Raw genomic sequence first — 15133 nt, 5'->3', positions numbered from 1 at the left:
TTTGGTAATTTAATTATATCCATATGGTGGCTCATGGGCAAATATTAACCGCTTGAAGTATTACCCTACTAAGGCCTTAACCTTAGCTCTGATCACTTCTAGTTCCTGCTCTGTTACTCTGCCTTTTTTCGCTGCGTTTCTGACTTTCCAGGCGATGCATTTCACCTGATCGGCAAGCGCTACTGCGTTACGCTCACCGGAGAGTTCTACTTCAAAAGGGTAGCCCTTTGCTTTTGTGGTACAGGGAACACAAAGGCAAAGCCCTGTTTTATTGTTATAGATGAATGGACTTAGCACCACGGCAGGACGATGTCCTGCCTGCTCATTTCCTTTAGTTGGGTCAAAATCAACCCATATGAGATCCCCTGAATCGGGTACGAATCGACTTATCATTTACCAGGTTTCCTTACCTTCAGGTTTACCCCAGTCCACCAGCTCATGCTGGTTGTCGGACGTGATATCTTCAACCAGCTCTGCAAGCGAAAACACAGCCTCACTTCTTACTGGTTCGATGACAAGCTTACCCTCTACCAAATCGATCTTAACTTCATCATCAATATTAAGATTAAGGGCCTGCATTAACGTTGCTGGGATCCGGATCGCAGGAGAGTTTCCCCAACGTTTTACATTACTGCGAATCATATCTACCTCATGGTATACAGCCTGTGTCTACATTGTAGATATTTTTTGGTGTAGACACAATGTATCATAGGGCCCAAATCCCACACCATCAGCTTCAGGCACCTTTCTCCGCTTTCGCCAGCTCTTTCATTAGCGGCAGCATGATGCGCATCACGTCGCGGCTGCGGCGCTCAATGCGGCCGGGCAGGGCGCTGTCGAGGAACTGCTGGTTATCCAGCCGGACGTTATGCCAGCTGGTGCCGTCGGGGAAGGCTTTGGTTTTTGCTCGCTGCTGGTAGCCATCCTTTTTCCCCAGCGACCAGTTCGTGGCCTCGACGGAGAGCACCGGAATACCCGCGCGATCGAACACTTCGCTATCGTGGCAGCAGTCGGTGCCTTTCGGATAGTCCGGGTTCAGGCCAGGATTGGTGGTGGCGGTAATACTGTGCTGGCGGGCAATGGCTAAGGCCCGATCCCGGGTCAGCTTGCGCACTGCGGCAGGCGTACTTTTACCGCTGTTAAAGTAGAGTTTGTCGCCGACGATCAGATTATCGAGGTTGATCACCAGCAGCGTATTTTTCTTCTCGGCGTTGCTCATGCGCTGCAACAGATTTTCCGCGCCCAGCCGTCCTTCTTCCTCGCCGCTGGTGGCGATGAATCGAATGCCGTACTGGGTCTGAACATGCTTAAGCTGGTCCGCCAGCTCCAGCATCACCCCCAGACCGGCAGCGTTATCATCAATCCCTTGCAGCGTCAGGCCGCCGAGGTTGTTATCGCTATCGGCATCGCTGCGCGGAGCATAGGTGTCGAGGTGCGCCATCACAATGATCTGCTGGGCCAGCTTGCCTTCATGGGCGGCGATCACTGTACTGCCGGTCACGTTGTGCCAGTTCTGATTCTTATTGCGTGAGGTGTAGATATAGCGGCTGTTAAACTTGCGGATGTCGCTCTGGTAGCCCATCTGTTCAAACTGCTGGCGCAGATAGTCAGCTGATAGCATCTCCGCAGGCGTGCCGGTCATGCGGCCCGGGAAATAGGTAGCAATATGGCGGGCCTGCTCGCTGGCCATCTCGCCGGGCTGACTGGCTTTTGCCTGCGCCGGCACGGTAAAGCACACACCGAGCGCCAGAGCTACAACGAGGTGGCGCAATGCGGGAAACATAGTGAGTCCTTAAAAATGAAGCAAAATTTTTGACGTGCTTAGTATGAAACTGTGATCGCAGTTACACAATTTCGATTACGCTTAAACGCCCGTATTTTCTCGCGTTAAGCACTTTTTGATATTTGCTTTTGCTCAACGTTATTCCATTGAGTAACTACTCATTCCAATTCGTAATTTCATTCGTCCTTAGACGCCCCCTATAGTCCCTCTATCCTTTGTTTTTAGCGACTCATGCGACGTATAACAGACGCACAGAACAGATCGTCTCGTGTGGTAAATTTCCCTTTAAGGAACGGTTATGGATCAAAAACGACTCACCCACCTGCGACAACTGGAGGCGGAAAGCATCCATATTATTCGCGAGGTGGCGGCTGAATTTTCTAATCCGGTGATGATGTACTCCATCGGTAAAGACTCCAGCGTTATGCTGCACCTGGCACGCAAGGCCTTCTATCCGGGCACGCTGCCTTTCCCGCTGCTGCATGTCGATACTGGCTGGAAATTCCGTGAGATGTATGAGTTCCGTGACCGTACCGCCAAAGCCTACGGCTGCGAACTGCTGGTGCATAAAAACCCGGAAGGGGTGGCGATGGGGATTAACCCGTTCGTGCACGGCAGCGCCAAGCACACCGATATCATGAAGACGGAAGGGCTGAAGCAGGCGCTGAATAAGTACGGCTTTGACGCGGCCTTCGGTGGTGCGCGCCGCGACGAGGAGAAATCCCGGGCGAAAGAGCGTATCTACTCCTTCCGCGACCGCTTCCACCGCTGGGATCCGAAAAACCAGCGTCCGGAGCTGTGGCACAACTACAACGGCCAGATCAACAAGGGTGAGAGCATCCGCGTCTTCCCGCTGTCAAACTGGACCGAGCTGGATATCTGGCAGTACATCTACCTGGAAAATATCGAAATCGTTCCGCTCTACCTGGCGGCTGAACGTCCGGTGCTGGAACGTGACGGCATGCTGATGATGATCGATGACGATCGCATCGACCTGCAGCCGGGCGAAGAGATTAAACAGCGCATGGTGCGCTTCCGTACCCTCGGCTGCTGGCCGCTGACCGGCGCGGTAGAGTCTGACGCCCAGACGCTGCCGGAGATCATCGAAGAGATGCTGGTCTCCACCACCAGCGAACGTCAGGGGCGCGTCATCGACCGTGACCAAGCCGGCTCGATGGAGCTGAAAAAACGCCAGGGATACTTCTAAGGAGCCGCCATGAATACCACTATTGCCCAACAAATTGCTAACGAAGGCGGCGTCGAAGCGTACCTGCACGCTCAGCAGCACAAAAGCCTGCTGCGCTTCCTGACCTGCGGCAGCGTCGATGACGGTAAAAGTACCCTGATTGGCCGTCTGCTGCACGACACGCGCCAGATTTATGAAGATCAGCTCTCCACGCTGCACAACGACAGCAAGCGCCACGGTACCCAGGGCGAAAAGCTCGACCTCGCGCTGCTGGTAGATGGCCTACAGGCCGAGCGTGAGCAGGGTATCACCATTGACGTGGCCTACCGCTACTTCTCTACCGAAAAGCGTAAATTCATTATCGCTGATACCCCTGGGCACGAGCAGTACACCCGTAACATGGCCACCGGGGCCTCCACCTGCGATCTGGCGATCCTGCTGATCGACGCGCGTAAAGGCGTGCTGGATCAGACCCGTCGCCACAGCTTTATCTCTACCCTGCTGGGCATTAAGCACCTGGTGGTAGCGGTAAACAAAATGGACCTGGTGGAGTTCAGCGAAGAGACCTTTGAAACGATTCGCCAGCAGTACCTGACCTTTGCCGAGCAACTGCCGGGTAACCTCGATATCCGCTTTGTTCCGCTGTCCGCGCTGGAGGGCGATAACGTTGCCAGCCAGAGCGCGAGCATGCCGTGGTACAGCGGCCCGACGCTGCTGGAAGTGCTGGAGAGCGTTGAGATCCACCGCGTAGTGGAAACCCAGCCGATGCGCTTCCCGGTGCAGTACGTTAACCGCCCGAACCTCGATTTCCGCGGCTTCTCCGGTACCGTTGCCTCCGGTAGCGTTAAGGTTGGCCAGCGCGTCAAGGTGCTGCCGTCCGGCGTAGAGTCCACGGTTGCGCGTATTGTGACGTTCGATGGCGATCTGCAGGAAGCGGGCGCGGGCGAAGCGGTCACGCTGGTGCTGAAAGATGAGATCGATATCAGCCGTGGCGATCTGCTGCTGGATGCGCAGGAGAGCCTGCCAGCCGTACAGAGCGCGGCGGTGGACGTGGTGTGGATGGCCGAACAGCCGCTGACCCCGGGCCAGAGCTACGACATCAAAATCGCGGGCAAGAAGACCCGGGCGCGGGTAGACGGCGTTCAGTACCAGGTAGATATTAACAACCTGACCCAGCGCAGCGTCGATGCGCTGCCGCTTAACGGTATCGGCCTGGTCGACCTGACCTTTGACGAGCCGCTGGTGCTGGATAAGTATCAGGACAACCCGGTTACCGGCGGGATGATCTTTATCGACCGCCTGAGCAACGTCACCGTCGGCGCAGGTATGGTCAATCAGCCGAACGCTGATGCTGTTGCAACACCGTCTGAGTTCAGCGCCTTTGAGCTGGAGCTGAACGCCCTGGTACGTAAGCACTTCCCACACTGGGGCGCACGCAATCTGCTGGGAGGCAAATAATGGCGGAGCATGACGAGAACGTCGTCTGGCACGCCCATCCCGTCACCGCGCAGCAGCGGGAGCAACTCCACGGTCACCGTGGGGTTGTGCTGTGGTTTACTGGGCTATCCGGCTCGGGTAAATCCACGGTTGCCGGTGCGCTGGAGGAGGCGCTGCACCGGCTGGGCGTCAGCACCTATCTGCTTGATGGCGATAACGTGCGCCACGGCCTGTGTAGCGATCTGGGCTTCAGCGACGACGATCGCAAGGAGAACATTCGCCGCGTGGGCGAGGTGGCCCGGCTGATGGTGGATGCGGGGCTGGTGGTGCTGACTGCTTTCATCTCTCCGCACCGTGCGGAGCGGCAGATGGTGCGCGAGCGCGTAGGTGAGGGGCGCTTCTACGAGGTCTTTGTTGATACCTCTCTGGCTACCTGCGAAGCGCGGGATCCAAAAGGGCTATATAAAAAGGCGCGTGCCGGTGAACTACGCCATTTTACCGGGATCGATTCCGTATATGAGGCTCCGGTATCGCCAGAGGTGCACCTTGACGGCGAACAATTGGTAACAAATTTGGTGGCTCAATTATTAGATCTACTGAAACGGGACGATATTATCAGATCCTGAGACAACGCCGGGTGTTGCGCCCGGCAAGTCAGGTCACAGGATCCACTATGCGCAATAGCCAGAATATTACTATCAATCCATCTGAAACCGGCGTTGCTAACGACGAACCGACCTGGTCACTGCCAGGGGCCGTCGTTGGCTTTGCCTCATGGCTGCTGGCGATAAGCATACCTTTTCTGCTGTACGGCTCTAACACCCTCTTTTTCTTTCTCTATACCTGGCCGTTCTTTCTGGCCCTGATGCCCGTTGCGGTTGTGGTAGGTGTGGCAATCCACTCTTTGCTCAACGGCAGGCTGGTCTATAGCAGCCTGGCAACGGCGTTAGCCAGCGTCGCCATGTTTAGCATGCTATTTATGTGGCTGATGGGTTAAAGCACGCCATAATTCAAACCGTAACGCTTTTTAAGACGATGTTTCCAGGAGTGGACAGTGCCTGGAGCGCGTGAGGTATGGTACATTTGGCAGCGTCGTTACGGCATCGGCTTAGAGTGGAGTCCTGGCGTAAGTTATGGGATGATGATGCCGTTTTACAGGGGGCAGGATGGGTAAATTAACGCTGCTGTTGCTGGCTTTGCTGGTCTGGCTACAGTATTCATTGTGGTTTGGCAAGAATGGCCTCCACGACTTCAGCCGCGTCAGCGATGATGTCACGGTACAGCAGGCAACAAACGCTAAGCTAAAAGCGCGTAACGATCAGCTTTTTGCCGAGATCGACGATCTTAACGGCGGTCAGGAAGCGATTGAAGAGCGTGCACGTAACGAACTCAGTATGACCAAGCCGGGCGAAACCTTTTATCGTCTGGTTCCGGATGCGTCCAAACGCAGCCCAGGGTCACCACAAAACAGTCGATAACAGGCCCAGGTTTTCTTACATGGCAGCAATAGTTCCGGCCATCTGTGCCGTCGTACCGGCCGCCGGATTTGGCCGCCGTATGCAAACGGAATGCCCTAAACAGTATCTTTCGATTGGCAATAAAACCATCCTTGAGCACACGGTTGCGGCGCTGCTGGCGAGTCCGCGTGTTGAGAGAGTGATTATTGCCGTCAGTCCGGGCGACGAGCGCTTCGCCGGGCTACCGCTGGCGCATCATCCTCAGATTACCGTCGTTGACGGGGGCGCAGAGCGCGCTGATTCGGTACTGGCGGGGCTGCACGCTGCCGGCGATGCCGAGTGGGTGCTGGTGCACGATGCGGCTCGTCCCTGCCTGCATCAGGACGATCTCTCCCGTCTGCTCTCTCTCTGTGAAACCAGCCGTACGGGTGGCATTCTGGCCGCCCCGGTGCGCGATACCATGAAGCGCGCCGAGCCAGGCAAGAGCGCTATCGCCCACACCGTGGATCGTAACGATCTGTGGCACGCGCTGACCCCACAGTTTTTTCCGCTGGCCCTGCTTAAAATGTGCCTGACGCGGGCGCTTAACGACGGGGCGACCATCACTGATGAAGCCTCGGCGCTGGAGCACTGCGGCTACCATCCCGAGCTGATCGTCGGCCGCGCTGATAATATTAAAGTCACGCGACCTGAAGACCTGGCGCTGGCAGAATTTTATCTTACCCGTAACGCCTATATGGAGAACTGATAATGCGTATTGGACACGGCTTTGACGTACACGCTTTTGGCGGCGAAGGCCCGATTATCATTGGCGGCGTACGTATTCCCTATGAAAAAGGCCTGCTGGCGCACTCCGATGGCGACGTAGCCCTGCATGCCTTAACCGACGCGCTGCTTGGCGCGGCGGCGCTGGGGGATATCGGCAAGCTCTTCCCGGATACCGATCCGGCATTTAAAGGCGCGGACAGCCGCGAGCTGCTGCGCGAGGCCTGGCGTCGTATCCAGGCGAAAGGCTATACCCTTGGCAACGTTGATGTGACAATTATTGCCCAGGCACCGAAAATGCTGCCGCATATTCCGCAGATGCGCGTATTTATTGCCGAAGATCTCGGTTGCCACATGGATGACGTCAACGTTAAGGCTACCACCACCGAGAAGCTGGGCTTTACCGGGCGCGGCGAAGGTATTGCCTGTGAAGCCGTGGCGCTGTTGCATAAGGCGGCTAAATGACCGAGTTTGACGCGCTGACGTACCTGCACGGCAAACCTCAGGGCAGCGGCCTGCTGAAGGCCAACCCGGAAGATTTCGTCGTGATTGAGGATTTAGGCTTCGCTCCCGACGGCGAGGGCGAGCATATTCTGGTGCGGGTGCTAAAAACTGGCTGTAATACCCGCTTTGTTGCCGACGCGCTGGCAAAATTCCTCAAGATCCACGCCCGGGAGATCAGCTTTGCCGGGCAGAAAGATAAGCATGCGGTGACCGAGCAGTGGCTCTGCGCCCGCGTGCCGGGTAAAGAGATGCCGGATCTCAGCGCCTTTCAGCTGGAGGGCTGCAAGGTGCTGGAGTACGCCCGCCACAAGCGTAAGCTGCGGCTGGGGGCGTTGCAGGGCAATCAGTTTACGCTGGTGCTGCGCGAGGTAAGCGACCGTGCCGACGTCGAGGCGCGGCTCAGTGCCATTGCAGAGCAGGGCGTGCCGAACTACTTCGGCGCACAGCGTTTCGGTATCGGCGGCAGCAACCTGCACGGTGCGCTGCGCTGGGCACAGAGCGATGCCCCGGTGCGCGATCGCAATAAACGCAGTTTTTGGTTGTCGGCGGCCCGCAGCGCGTTGTTTAATCAGATCGTCAGCGAGCGCCTGAAAAAAGCGGACTTTAATCAAGTTGTTGACGGCGATGCGCTACAATTAGCGGGGCGCGGAAGCTGGTTCGTGGCGACGCCGGAAGAGCTGGCGGCGCTACAGGCGCGTGTCGATGACAAAGCGCTGATGATTACCGCTGCGCTGCCGGGCACCGGCGAGTGGGGAACCCAGCGCGAGGCGCTGGCGCGTGAAGAGGCGGCCGTGAGCGATTCGCCTCTGCTACAGTCCCTGCTGGTGCGCGAAAAAGTTGAGGCTTCGCGCCGGGCCGCGCTGCTCTATCCGCAGCAGCTGAGCTGGGAGTGGTGGGACGATGTCACCGTTGAGCTGCGCTTCTGGCTGCCAGCCGGTAGCTTTGCCACCAGCGTTGTAAGGGAACTTATCAATACATCGGGTGATTATGCGAATATTGCTGAGTAACGATGACGGGATCCATGCGCCAGGTATTCAGACTCTGGCCCATGCTTTACGGGAATTTGCCGATGTGCAGGTTGTCGCGCCCGATCGTAACCGCAGCGGAGCCTCTAACTCCCTGACGCTGGAATCTTCCCTTCGCACCTTTACCTTCGAGAACGGCGACATTGCCGTACAGATGGGTACGCCCACCGACTGCGTCTTTCTTGGCGTCAATGCGCTGATGCGCCCGCGCCCGGACGTGGTGATTGCCGGGATCAACGCCGGGCCAAACCTCGGCGACGATGTGATCTACTCCGGGACGGTAGCCGCAGCAATGGAGGGGCGTCATCTTGGCTTTCCTGCGCTGGCGGTCTCGCTTAACGGCTACACGCACTATGACACTGCCGCCGCCGTGACCTGCTCGATTCTGCGCGCCCTGAGCCGGGAGCCGCTGCGCACCGGTCGGATCCTGAATATCAACGTGCCCGATCTGCCTCTTGATGAGATCAAAGGCATTCGCGTGACCCGCTGCGGCAGCCGCCATCCCGCGGATAAGGTGATCCCGCAGGAGGATCCGCGCGGCAATACGCTCTACTGGATTGGTCCGCCGGGTGAGAAGCACGACGCCGGGCCAGACACCGACTTTGCTGCCGTGGATGAAGGCTACGTCTCGGTAACGCCGCTGCATGTGGATCTCACCGCACACAGCGCGCATGATGTTGTTTCGGACTGGTTAAGCCGTGCCGGAGTGAACACGCAATGGTAAGCAGACGCGTACAAGCCCTTCTCGATCAGTTACGCAGCCAGGGCATCAAAGATGAGCATGTCCTGGAGGCCATCGCACGGGTTCCCCGTGAGAAATTTATTGATGAAGCGTTTGAACACAAAGCGTGGGAGAACGTCGCGTTACCTATCGGCCAGGGGCAAACTATTTCGCAACCCTACATGGTAGCGCGTATGACCGAGCTGCTGGCGCTGACGCCGGACTCAAGGGTGCTGGAGATCGGCACCGGCTCAGGCTACCAGACCGCAATTCTGGCGCATCTGGTGCGCCATGTCTGCTCCGTGGAGCGGATCAAGGGCTTACAGTGGCAGGCGCGTCGTCGCCTGAAGCAGCTCGATCTGCACAATGTTTCAACCCGTCATGGCGATGGCTGGCAAGGGTGGCAGGCGCGCGCCCCGTTTGATGCCATCATCGTGACGGCCGCACCGCCGGAGATCCCCGCCGCGCTTCTGGCGCAGCTGGATAACGGCGGCATTCTCGTTTTACCCGTAGGCGATGAGCACCAGCAGCTCAAGTGCATCCATCGACGGGGAAGCGAATTTATCATCGAAACCGTGGAAGATGTACGTTTTGTCCCGCTGGTGAAAGGCGAGCTGGCCTGAGACCCGGATTTTTCCTAAAGTTTTCAGCGAGTTTAAGCGTAAGGTGGGGCGGCGTTAAATAACGCCACGGTTTTCAACACGCACAAGTAAATACATTTTTGGGGGATAAATGAGCACGGGAAGCCCAACATTCACCTTAAGCCGGATTGCGGCATTGTCACTGGTTTCGCTCTGGCTGGCAGGATGCTCAAATTCTGGTAATCCACCCGCGCCGGTCAGCTCCGTAGACGGTAGCAGCGCATCCGGCAGCAGCACCGAATCCGGGATGTTAATTACCCCTCCACCGAAGATGGGCAGCACGCCACAGCAGGCTCCACAAATACAGCCGGTTCAGCCAGTTATCACTCCGCCAGCGACGATCCAGCCTTCAGCTGCGCAACCCGTTACTTCGCAGCCCGTACAGACGCAAAATGGGCGAATTGTTTACAATCGCCAGTATGGGAACATTCCGAAAGGTAGCTATACCGGCGGCAGCACTTACACTGTGAAACGCGGTGATACACTGTTTTACATTGCATGGGTAACTGGTAACGATTTCCGCGATCTGGCACAGCGAAATAGCGTTGCCGCCCCGTATAGCCTGAATGTCGGGCAGGTTCTGCAAGTTGGAAACTCATCCGGTACGCCAATAACTGGCGGTAACGCAATCACCCAGGCTGATGCTTCCGCACAAGGAATCGTGACGCAACCTGCACAAAATTCAACCGTAGTAGTTGCGCCGAAACCGACAATTACGTATTCTGAGGACTCAGGTGAACAGAGTGCTAACAAAATGTTGCCTAACAATAAGCCTGCGACGGTAGTCACAGCGCCTGTTACAGCACCATCTGTTAGTACGACCGAACCGACAGCCAGCAGTACCTCTACCAGCGCGCCGATTTCATCCTGGCGCTGGCCAACTGATGGCAACGTTATCGATAACTTCTCTGCAACCGAAGGTGGCAATAAAGGGATCGATATCGCAGGGTCGAAAGGCCAGGCTATCATCGCGACCGCAGATGGACGCGTGGTATATGCCGGGAACGCTCTGCGCGGTTACGGTAATCTTATTATCATCAAACATAACGATGATTACCTGAGTGCCTACGCCCATAACGACACAATGCTGGTCCGGGAACAACAAGACATTAAGGCGGGGCAGAAGATAGCTACCATGGGTAGCACCGGAACCAGTTCTACACGTTTGCATTTTGAAATTCGTTACAAGGGGAAATCCGTAAACCCGCTGCGTTATTTGCCGCAGCGATAATTTGGCAAAGTCGTTATGCTATCCTTTGCTTTGCCGTGGCAGTTTGCATAGATGCGGCTGCTTCGAATAAGAGAAGGAAGTATGGAGATTTTGTTCAGGGATCACGGGTAGGAGCCACCTTATGAGTCAGAATACGCTGAAAGTTCATGATTTAAATGAAGACGCGGAATTTGATGAGAACGGAGTTGAGGCTTTCGATGAGAAAGTCCTGAATGAAGAGGAACCCAGTGATAACGAGTTAGCTGAAGAGGAGCTGTTATCTCAGGGAGCAACACAGCGTGTGCTGGACGCGACTCAGCTGTACTTAGGAGAGATTGGTTATTCTCCTCTGTTAACGGCTGAAGAAGAAGTTTACTTCGCGCGTCGCGCACTGCGTGGGGATGTTGCATCACGCCGTCGCATGATTGAAAGTAACCTGCGTCTGGTCGTGAAGATTGCCCGTCGTTACAGCAATCGTGGTCTGGCTCTGCTGGATCTGATTGAAGAGGGTAACCTGGGGCTGATCCGCGCCGTTGAGAAATTTGACCCAGAACGCGGGTTCCGTTTCTCGACTTACGCAACTTGGTGGATTCGTCAGACCATCGAACGGGCAATCATGAACCAGACCCGGACGATCCGTCTGCCAATTCACATTGTTAAAGAGCTGAACGTCTATCTGCGTACCGCACGTGAACTGTCCCATAAGCTGGACCACGAGCCAAGTGCAGAAGAGATTGCCGAACAGCTTGATAAACCGGTTGATGACGTGAGCCGTATGCTGCGTCTCAACGAGCGCATTACCTCGGTAGACACCCCGCTGGGTGGCGATTCCGAAAAAGCGCTGCTGGACATCCTGGCCGATGAGAAAGAGAACGGTCCGGAAGACACCACGCAGGACGATGACATGAAACAGAGCATCGTCAAATGGCTGTTCGAACTGAACGCCAAACAGCGCGAGGTGCTGGCACGTCGTTTCGGTCTGCTGGGCTATGAAGCTGCAACGCTTGAGGATGTGGGCCGTGAGATTGGCCTGACTCGTGAACGCGTTCGTCAGATTCAGGTTGAAGGTCTGCGTCGTCTGCGTGAAATTCTGCAGACGCAGGGGCTGAATATCGAAGCGCTGTTCCGCGAATAAGCGACACCATTCCAAAAAAGGCCAGTCATCCGACTGGCCTTTTTCTTTGGTGCTTTTAAACTGCAAATGCCTGATGGCGCTGCGCTTATCAGGCCTACGGCTTATGAGTCGTTGTAGGCCGGGCAAGGCAGAGCCGCCGCTCGGCATAACCCAATTAATTGAGGGTATAGTCCAGGGTAATCTCGGCTTTGATCAGCTGAGAAACCGGGCAGCCTGCTTTGGCTTTATTGATGATTTTATCGAAGGTCTCTTTTTCAATACCGGGCACTTTTACCGTGCTGGTCAGCGCGATTTTAGTGATCGCAAAGCCTTCCCCGGACTTATCCAACGATACGTCCGCCGTAGTATCAATGCTCTCTGGGGTATAACCCTCTTCACCCAGCATCAGTGACAGCGCCATAGAGAAGCAGCCCGCGTGTGCAGCGCCGATCAGCTCTTCCGGATTGGTCCCGGCTGCGCCTTCAAAGCGGGTATTAAAACCGTAAGGCTGCTGCTTTAACGCGCCGCTCTCGGTAGAGATGGTGCCTTTGCCGCCTTTGATGTCGCCTTCCCAGTGTGCCTGACCTTTCTTATGGATCGTCATGTATTCGCTCCTTTTTTGGATGAAAACCTAAGTATAGAAGCTCAGGCCAGGCCTACAGAAAACTACGCCATATTCTTAAGGCGGTAGATCCACTCCAGCGCCTGGCGCGGGGTGAGGGTATCCGGATCGAGGTTCTCCAGCGCCTCAACCGCCGGATGAGTCTCCTCGGGCACGGTGAGCAACGACATCTGCGTTCCGTCGACCTGGGTTGCCGCCGCGTTTGGCGTAATGCTCTCCAGCTCGCGCAGCTTCTGCCGCGCCCGCTTGATCACCTCTTTCGGCACGCCCGCCAGCGCCGCTACCGCCAGACCATAGCTTTTGCTGGCTGCGCCATCCTGCACGCTGTGCATAAAGGCGATAGTATCCCCATGCTCCAGCGCATCCAGATGCACGTTGGCAACGCCCTCCATCTTCTCCGGCAGCTGGGTCAGCTCGAAGTAGTGGGTGGCAAACAGGGTCAGCGCTTTAATGCGGTTCGCCAGGTTCTCTGCGCAGGCCCACGCCAGCGACAGGCCGTCGTAGGTAGACGTGCCGCGGCCAATCTCATCCATCAGCACCAGGCTGTTCTCCGTGGCGTTGTGCAGGATGTTGGCGGTTTCGGTCATCTCTACCATAAAAGTTGAGCGGCCGCTGGCCAGATCGTCCGCTGCGCCAACGCGGGTAAAGATGCGGTCAATAGGGCCGATCTCTACCTTTTGTGCCGGGACATAGCTGCCAATGTAGGCCAGCAGGGCAATCAGCGCGGTCTGGCGCATATAGGTACTTTTACCGCCCATGTTTGGCCCGGTGATGATCAGCATCCGCCGCTGTGGGGAGAGGTTCAGCGGGTTGGCGATAAACGGCTCGTTCAGCACCTGCTCAACCACCGGATGACGCCCTTCGCTGATGCGAATGCCCGGCTTATCGCTAAAGGTCGGGCAGCAGTAGTTGAGGGTATAAGCGCGTTCGGCCAGGTTCACCAGCACGTCAAGCTCCGCCAGAGCGCTGGCGCTCTGCTGGAGATCGGCCAGGTGCGGCATCAGCAGGTCAAAGAGCTCATCGTAGAGCTGCTTCTCCAGCGCCAGCGCCTTGCCTTTCGAGGTTAATACCTTATCTTCGTACTCTTTCAGCTCGGGAATGATGTAGCGCTCGGCGTTCTTCAGCGTCTGGCGGCGTACGTAGTGGATGGGCGCGTGGTGGCTCTGGCCGCGGCTGATCTGAATAAAGTAGCCGTGCACCGCGTTATAGCCGACCTTCAGCGTATCGAGGCCCAGTTTCTCGCGCTCGCGGATCTCCAGCTTATCCAGATAATCCGTTGCGCCATCCGCCAGTGCTCGCCACTCGTCCAGCTCGGCGTTATAGCCGGGGGCAATCACACCGCCGTCGCGTACCAACACCGGCGGGGCATCAATGATTGCCCGCTCCAGCAGCTCGCGCAGTTCGCTAAACTCGCCCATCGTCTCCCGCAGCCGCTGTACCGGCGCGCTGTCGACCTCGGCCAGCATCTCTCGCAGCGCTGGCAGCTGCTGGAAGGTGTGACGCATACGGGCCAGATCGCGCGGGCGAGCGGTGCGCAGCGCGAGGCGCGCCAGAATACGCTCCAGATCGCCCACCTGGCGCAGCACCGGCTGTAGCTCGGTCGTGGCGTCCTGTAGCGCGGCGATAGTCTGCTGGCGCTCGGTCAGGGTTTTGGTATCGCGCACCGGCATATGCAGCCAGCGCTTGAGCATCCGGCTGCCCATCGGCGTGACCGTGCAGTCGAGCACCGAGGCCAGAGTATTCTCAATGCCGCCGGCCAGGTTCTGGGTAATCTCCAGGTTGCGACGGGTGGCGGCATCCATAATGATGCTGTCCTGCTGGCGCTCCATCGTGATTGCCCGAATGTGGGGCAGGGAGGTGCGCTGGGTATCCTTCACGTATTGCAGCAGACAGCCTGCGGCGCAGAGGCCCCGCGTCGCGTTCTCTACGCCAAAACCCACCAGATCGCGGGTGCCGAACTGTAGGTTCAGCTGCTGGCGAGCGGTGTCGATCTCAAACTCCCACAGCGGACGACGGCGCAGACCGCGACGCCCTTCAATCAGCGCAGTCTCGGCAAAGTCTTCGGCGTAGAGCAGCTCTGCCGGATTAGTACGCTGTAGTTCGGCAGCCATGGTTTCGCGATCGGCAGGCTCGCTCAGGCGAAAACGCCCGGAGCTGATATCCAGCGTGGCATAGCCAAAGCCTTTGCTGTCCTGCCAGAGGGCGGCCAGCAGGTTATCCTGACGCTCGTGCAGCAGCGCTTCGTCACTAATAGTGCCGGGCGTCACGATGCGCACTACTTTGCGCTCAACCGGCCCCTTGCTGGTGGCCGGATCGCCAATCTGCTCGCAGATCGCTACCGACTCGCCGAGGCTGACCAGCTTCGCCAGATAGTTCTCTACCGCATGGTGCGGCACGCCCGCCATCGGGATCGGCTCTCCGGCCGACGCGCCGCGTTTGGTCAGGGAGATGTCCATCAGCTGCGAGGCGCGCTTCGCATCGTCATAAAACAGCTCATAAAAATCGCCCATCCGGTAGAAGAGCAGGATGTCCGGATGCTGGGCTTTCAGCTTCAGGTACTGCTGCATCATGGGCGTGTGGGCGTCGAAGTTCTCTAATGTACTCATGAAGTTATGTCCAGTTCCCTGATTTTAAATGAGGCAAGGGTCGTTTCGTTGACTTAAATATC

Annotated in this window: 18 protein-coding genes; 12 read left to right on the top strand and 6 right to left on the bottom strand. The window is 57.0% G+C overall.

Going from position 1 to position 15133, the window contains the following annotated elements:
- Positions 1 to 60: 60 nt before the first annotated feature.
- The 3 genes from mazF to RTM13_RS17530 form a co-directional block, all read right to left on the bottom strand.
- Positions 61 to 393 carry an endoribonuclease MazF gene (gene mazF / locus RTM13_RS17540; protein ID WP_312213706.1) on the bottom strand — a complete coding sequence of 111 codons (333 nt, stop codon included), beginning with the start codon at positions 391 to 393 and terminating at the stop codon, positions 61 to 63.
- Positions 394 to 642, bottom strand: a complete 249-nt coding sequence (mazE, locus tag RTM13_RS17535; protein WP_312213704.1) for a type II toxin-antitoxin system antitoxin MazE — start codon at positions 640 to 642, stop codon at positions 394 to 396.
- A gap of 94 nt (positions 643 to 736) precedes the next feature.
- Entirely contained in the window at positions 737 to 1783 is a 1047-nt protein-coding gene (locus tag RTM13_RS17530) for an aminopeptidase (protein WP_312213702.1), read from the bottom strand.
- Between the two features lie 298 nt (positions 1784 to 2081).
- Between RTM13_RS17530 and cysD the strand changes: the two genes are divergently transcribed.
- From cysD to RTM13_RS17480, 10 genes are all read left to right on the top strand, one after another.
- The gene (gene cysD, locus RTM13_RS17525; RefSeq protein ID WP_042387833.1) at positions 2082 to 2990 is read left to right on the top strand and encodes a sulfate adenylyltransferase subunit CysD; all 909 of its coding nucleotides are present in this window, start codon (positions 2082 to 2084) and stop codon (positions 2988 to 2990) included.
- Between the two features lie 9 nt (positions 2991 to 2999).
- Complete coding sequence (gene cysN / locus RTM13_RS17520) at positions 3000 to 4427, top strand: sulfate adenylyltransferase subunit CysN (RefSeq protein WP_312213700.1); 1428 nt, start codon at positions 3000 to 3002, stop codon at positions 4425 to 4427.
- A complete protein-coding gene (cysC, locus tag RTM13_RS17515) occupies positions 4427 to 5032 on the top strand; it encodes an adenylyl-sulfate kinase (protein WP_312213698.1) in 606 nt (201 codons plus the stop codon). The genes cysN and cysC overlap by 1 nt, the downstream gene beginning before the upstream one ends.
- A 47-nt stretch (positions 5033 to 5079) precedes the next feature.
- Positions 5080 to 5403, top strand: coding sequence for a DUF3561 family protein (locus tag RTM13_RS17510; protein WP_312213696.1), 324 nt, complete (start codon positions 5080 to 5082; stop codon positions 5401 to 5403).
- 169 nt (positions 5404 to 5572) lie between these two features.
- Positions 5573 to 5884: a cell division protein FtsB gene (ftsB, locus tag RTM13_RS17505; protein ID WP_103818268.1), complete on the top strand. Its 312-nt coding sequence runs from the start codon at positions 5573 to 5575 to the stop codon at positions 5882 to 5884.
- 19 nt (positions 5885 to 5903) lie between these two features.
- Positions 5904 to 6611: a 2-C-methyl-D-erythritol 4-phosphate cytidylyltransferase gene (ispD, locus tag RTM13_RS17500; protein ID WP_312213694.1), complete on the top strand. Its 708-nt coding sequence runs from the start codon at positions 5904 to 5906 to the stop codon at positions 6609 to 6611.
- A gap of 2 nt (positions 6612 to 6613) precedes the next feature.
- On the top strand, positions 6614 to 7093 hold the full coding sequence (gene ispF, locus RTM13_RS17495) for a 2-C-methyl-D-erythritol 2,4-cyclodiphosphate synthase (protein ID WP_312213692.1): 480 nt from the start codon (positions 6614 to 6616) through the stop codon (positions 7091 to 7093).
- Complete coding sequence (truD, locus tag RTM13_RS17490) at positions 7090 to 8139, top strand: tRNA pseudouridine(13) synthase TruD (RefSeq protein WP_312213690.1); 1050 nt, start codon at positions 7090 to 7092, stop codon at positions 8137 to 8139. Before ispF ends, truD begins: the two co-directional genes overlap by 4 nt.
- Entirely contained in the window at positions 8120 to 8881 is a 762-nt protein-coding gene (gene surE, locus RTM13_RS17485; RefSeq protein ID WP_312213688.1) for a 5'/3'-nucleotidase SurE, read from the top strand. The genes truD and surE overlap by 20 nt, the downstream gene beginning before the upstream one ends.
- Positions 8875 to 9501, top strand: coding sequence for a protein-L-isoaspartate(D-aspartate) O-methyltransferase (locus tag RTM13_RS17480; protein ID WP_312213686.1), 627 nt, complete (start codon positions 8875 to 8877; stop codon positions 9499 to 9501). The genes surE and RTM13_RS17480 overlap by 7 nt, the downstream gene beginning before the upstream one ends.
- Positions 9502 to 9555: 54 nt before the next feature.
- Here RTM13_RS17480 and RTM13_RS17475 read toward each other — a convergent pair whose 3' ends face one another.
- Positions 9556 to 9756 (bottom strand): hypothetical protein, encoded by a 201-nt coding sequence (locus RTM13_RS17475; protein WP_312213684.1) that lies wholly within the window; start codon positions 9754 to 9756, stop codon positions 9556 to 9558.
- On the opposite strand from RTM13_RS17475, the gene nlpD reads away from it, so the two are divergent.
- Both nlpD and rpoS read left to right on the top strand, forming a co-directional pair.
- Entirely contained in the window at positions 9662 to 10750 is a 1089-nt protein-coding gene (gene nlpD, locus RTM13_RS17470; protein ID WP_312213767.1) for a murein hydrolase activator NlpD, read from the top strand. The two genes, RTM13_RS17475 and nlpD, sit on opposite strands and share 95 nt — an antisense overlap.
- Before the next feature lie 121 nt (positions 10751 to 10871).
- Positions 10872 to 11864 carry an RNA polymerase sigma factor RpoS gene (rpoS, locus tag RTM13_RS17465; protein ID WP_312213682.1) on the top strand — a complete coding sequence of 331 codons (993 nt, stop codon included), beginning with the start codon at positions 10872 to 10874 and terminating at the stop codon, positions 11862 to 11864.
- 154 nt (positions 11865 to 12018) lie between these two features.
- On the opposite strand, the gene RTM13_RS17460 is transcribed toward rpoS, so the two are convergent.
- Both RTM13_RS17460 and mutS read right to left on the bottom strand, forming a co-directional pair.
- Positions 12019 to 12447, bottom strand: coding sequence for an OsmC family protein (locus RTM13_RS17460; RefSeq protein WP_312213681.1), 429 nt, complete (start codon positions 12445 to 12447; stop codon positions 12019 to 12021).
- A 62-nt stretch (positions 12448 to 12509) separates the two neighbouring features.
- Positions 12510 to 15071 (bottom strand): DNA mismatch repair protein MutS, encoded by a 2562-nt coding sequence (gene mutS, locus RTM13_RS17455; RefSeq protein WP_312213680.1) that lies wholly within the window; start codon positions 15069 to 15071, stop codon positions 12510 to 12512.
- Positions 15072 to 15133: the final 62 nt, after the last annotated feature.

Origin of the sequence: Pseudescherichia sp. (assembly GCF_031979925.1) — a bacterium.
Lineage (GTDB): Bacteria > Pseudomonadota > Gammaproteobacteria > Enterobacterales > Enterobacteriaceae > Pseudescherichia.
This window is presented reverse-complemented; position numbering and strand designations above follow the sequence as displayed.

Excerpts from the sequence above, each read along its gene's own strand:
- RTM13_RS17530 (WP_312213702.1), bottom strand. The coding sequence starts at position 1,783 with ATGTTTCCCGCATTGCGCCACCTCGTTGTAGCTCTGGCGCTCGGTGTG.
- cysN (WP_312213700.1), top strand. The coding sequence starts at position 3,000 with ATGAATACCACTATTGCCCAACAAATTGCTAACGAAGGCGGCGTCGAA.
- RTM13_RS17480 (WP_312213686.1), top strand. The coding sequence starts at position 8,875 with ATGGTAAGCAGACGCGTACAAGCCCTTCTCGATCAGTTACGCAGCCAG.
- rpoS (WP_312213682.1), top strand. The coding sequence starts at position 10,872 with ATGAGTCAGAATACGCTGAAAGTTCATGATTTAAATGAAGACGCGGAA.
- cysC (WP_312213698.1), top strand. The coding sequence starts at position 4,427 with ATGGCGGAGCATGACGAGAACGTCGTCTGGCACGCCCATCCCGTCACC.
- RTM13_RS17510 (WP_312213696.1), top strand. The coding sequence starts at position 5,080 with ATGCGCAATAGCCAGAATATTACTATCAATCCATCTGAAACCGGCGTT.
- surE (WP_312213688.1), top strand. The coding sequence starts at position 8,120 with ATGCGAATATTGCTGAGTAACGATGACGGGATCCATGCGCCAGGTATT.
- RTM13_RS17460 (WP_312213681.1), bottom strand. The coding sequence starts at position 12,447 with ATGACGATCCATAAGAAAGGTCAGGCACACTGGGAAGGCGACATCAAA.
- ispF (WP_312213692.1), top strand. The coding sequence starts at position 6,614 with ATGCGTATTGGACACGGCTTTGACGTACACGCTTTTGGCGGCGAAGGC.
- truD (WP_312213690.1), top strand. The coding sequence starts at position 7,090 with ATGACCGAGTTTGACGCGCTGACGTACCTGCACGGCAAACCTCAGGGC.
- mazF (WP_312213706.1), bottom strand. The coding sequence starts at position 393 with ATGATAAGTCGATTCGTACCCGATTCAGGGGATCTCATATGGGTTGAT.
- ispD (WP_312213694.1), top strand. The coding sequence starts at position 5,904 with ATGGCAGCAATAGTTCCGGCCATCTGTGCCGTCGTACCGGCCGCCGGA.
- ftsB (WP_103818268.1), top strand. The coding sequence starts at position 5,573 with ATGGGTAAATTAACGCTGCTGTTGCTGGCTTTGCTGGTCTGGCTACAG.
- mutS (WP_312213680.1), bottom strand. The coding sequence starts at position 15,071 with ATGAGTACATTAGAGAACTTCGACGCCCACACGCCCATGATGCAGCAG.
- cysD (WP_042387833.1), top strand. The coding sequence starts at position 2,082 with ATGGATCAAAAACGACTCACCCACCTGCGACAACTGGAGGCGGAAAGC.
- mazE (WP_312213704.1), bottom strand. The coding sequence starts at position 642 with ATGATTCGCAGTAATGTAAAACGTTGGGGAAACTCTCCTGCGATCCGG.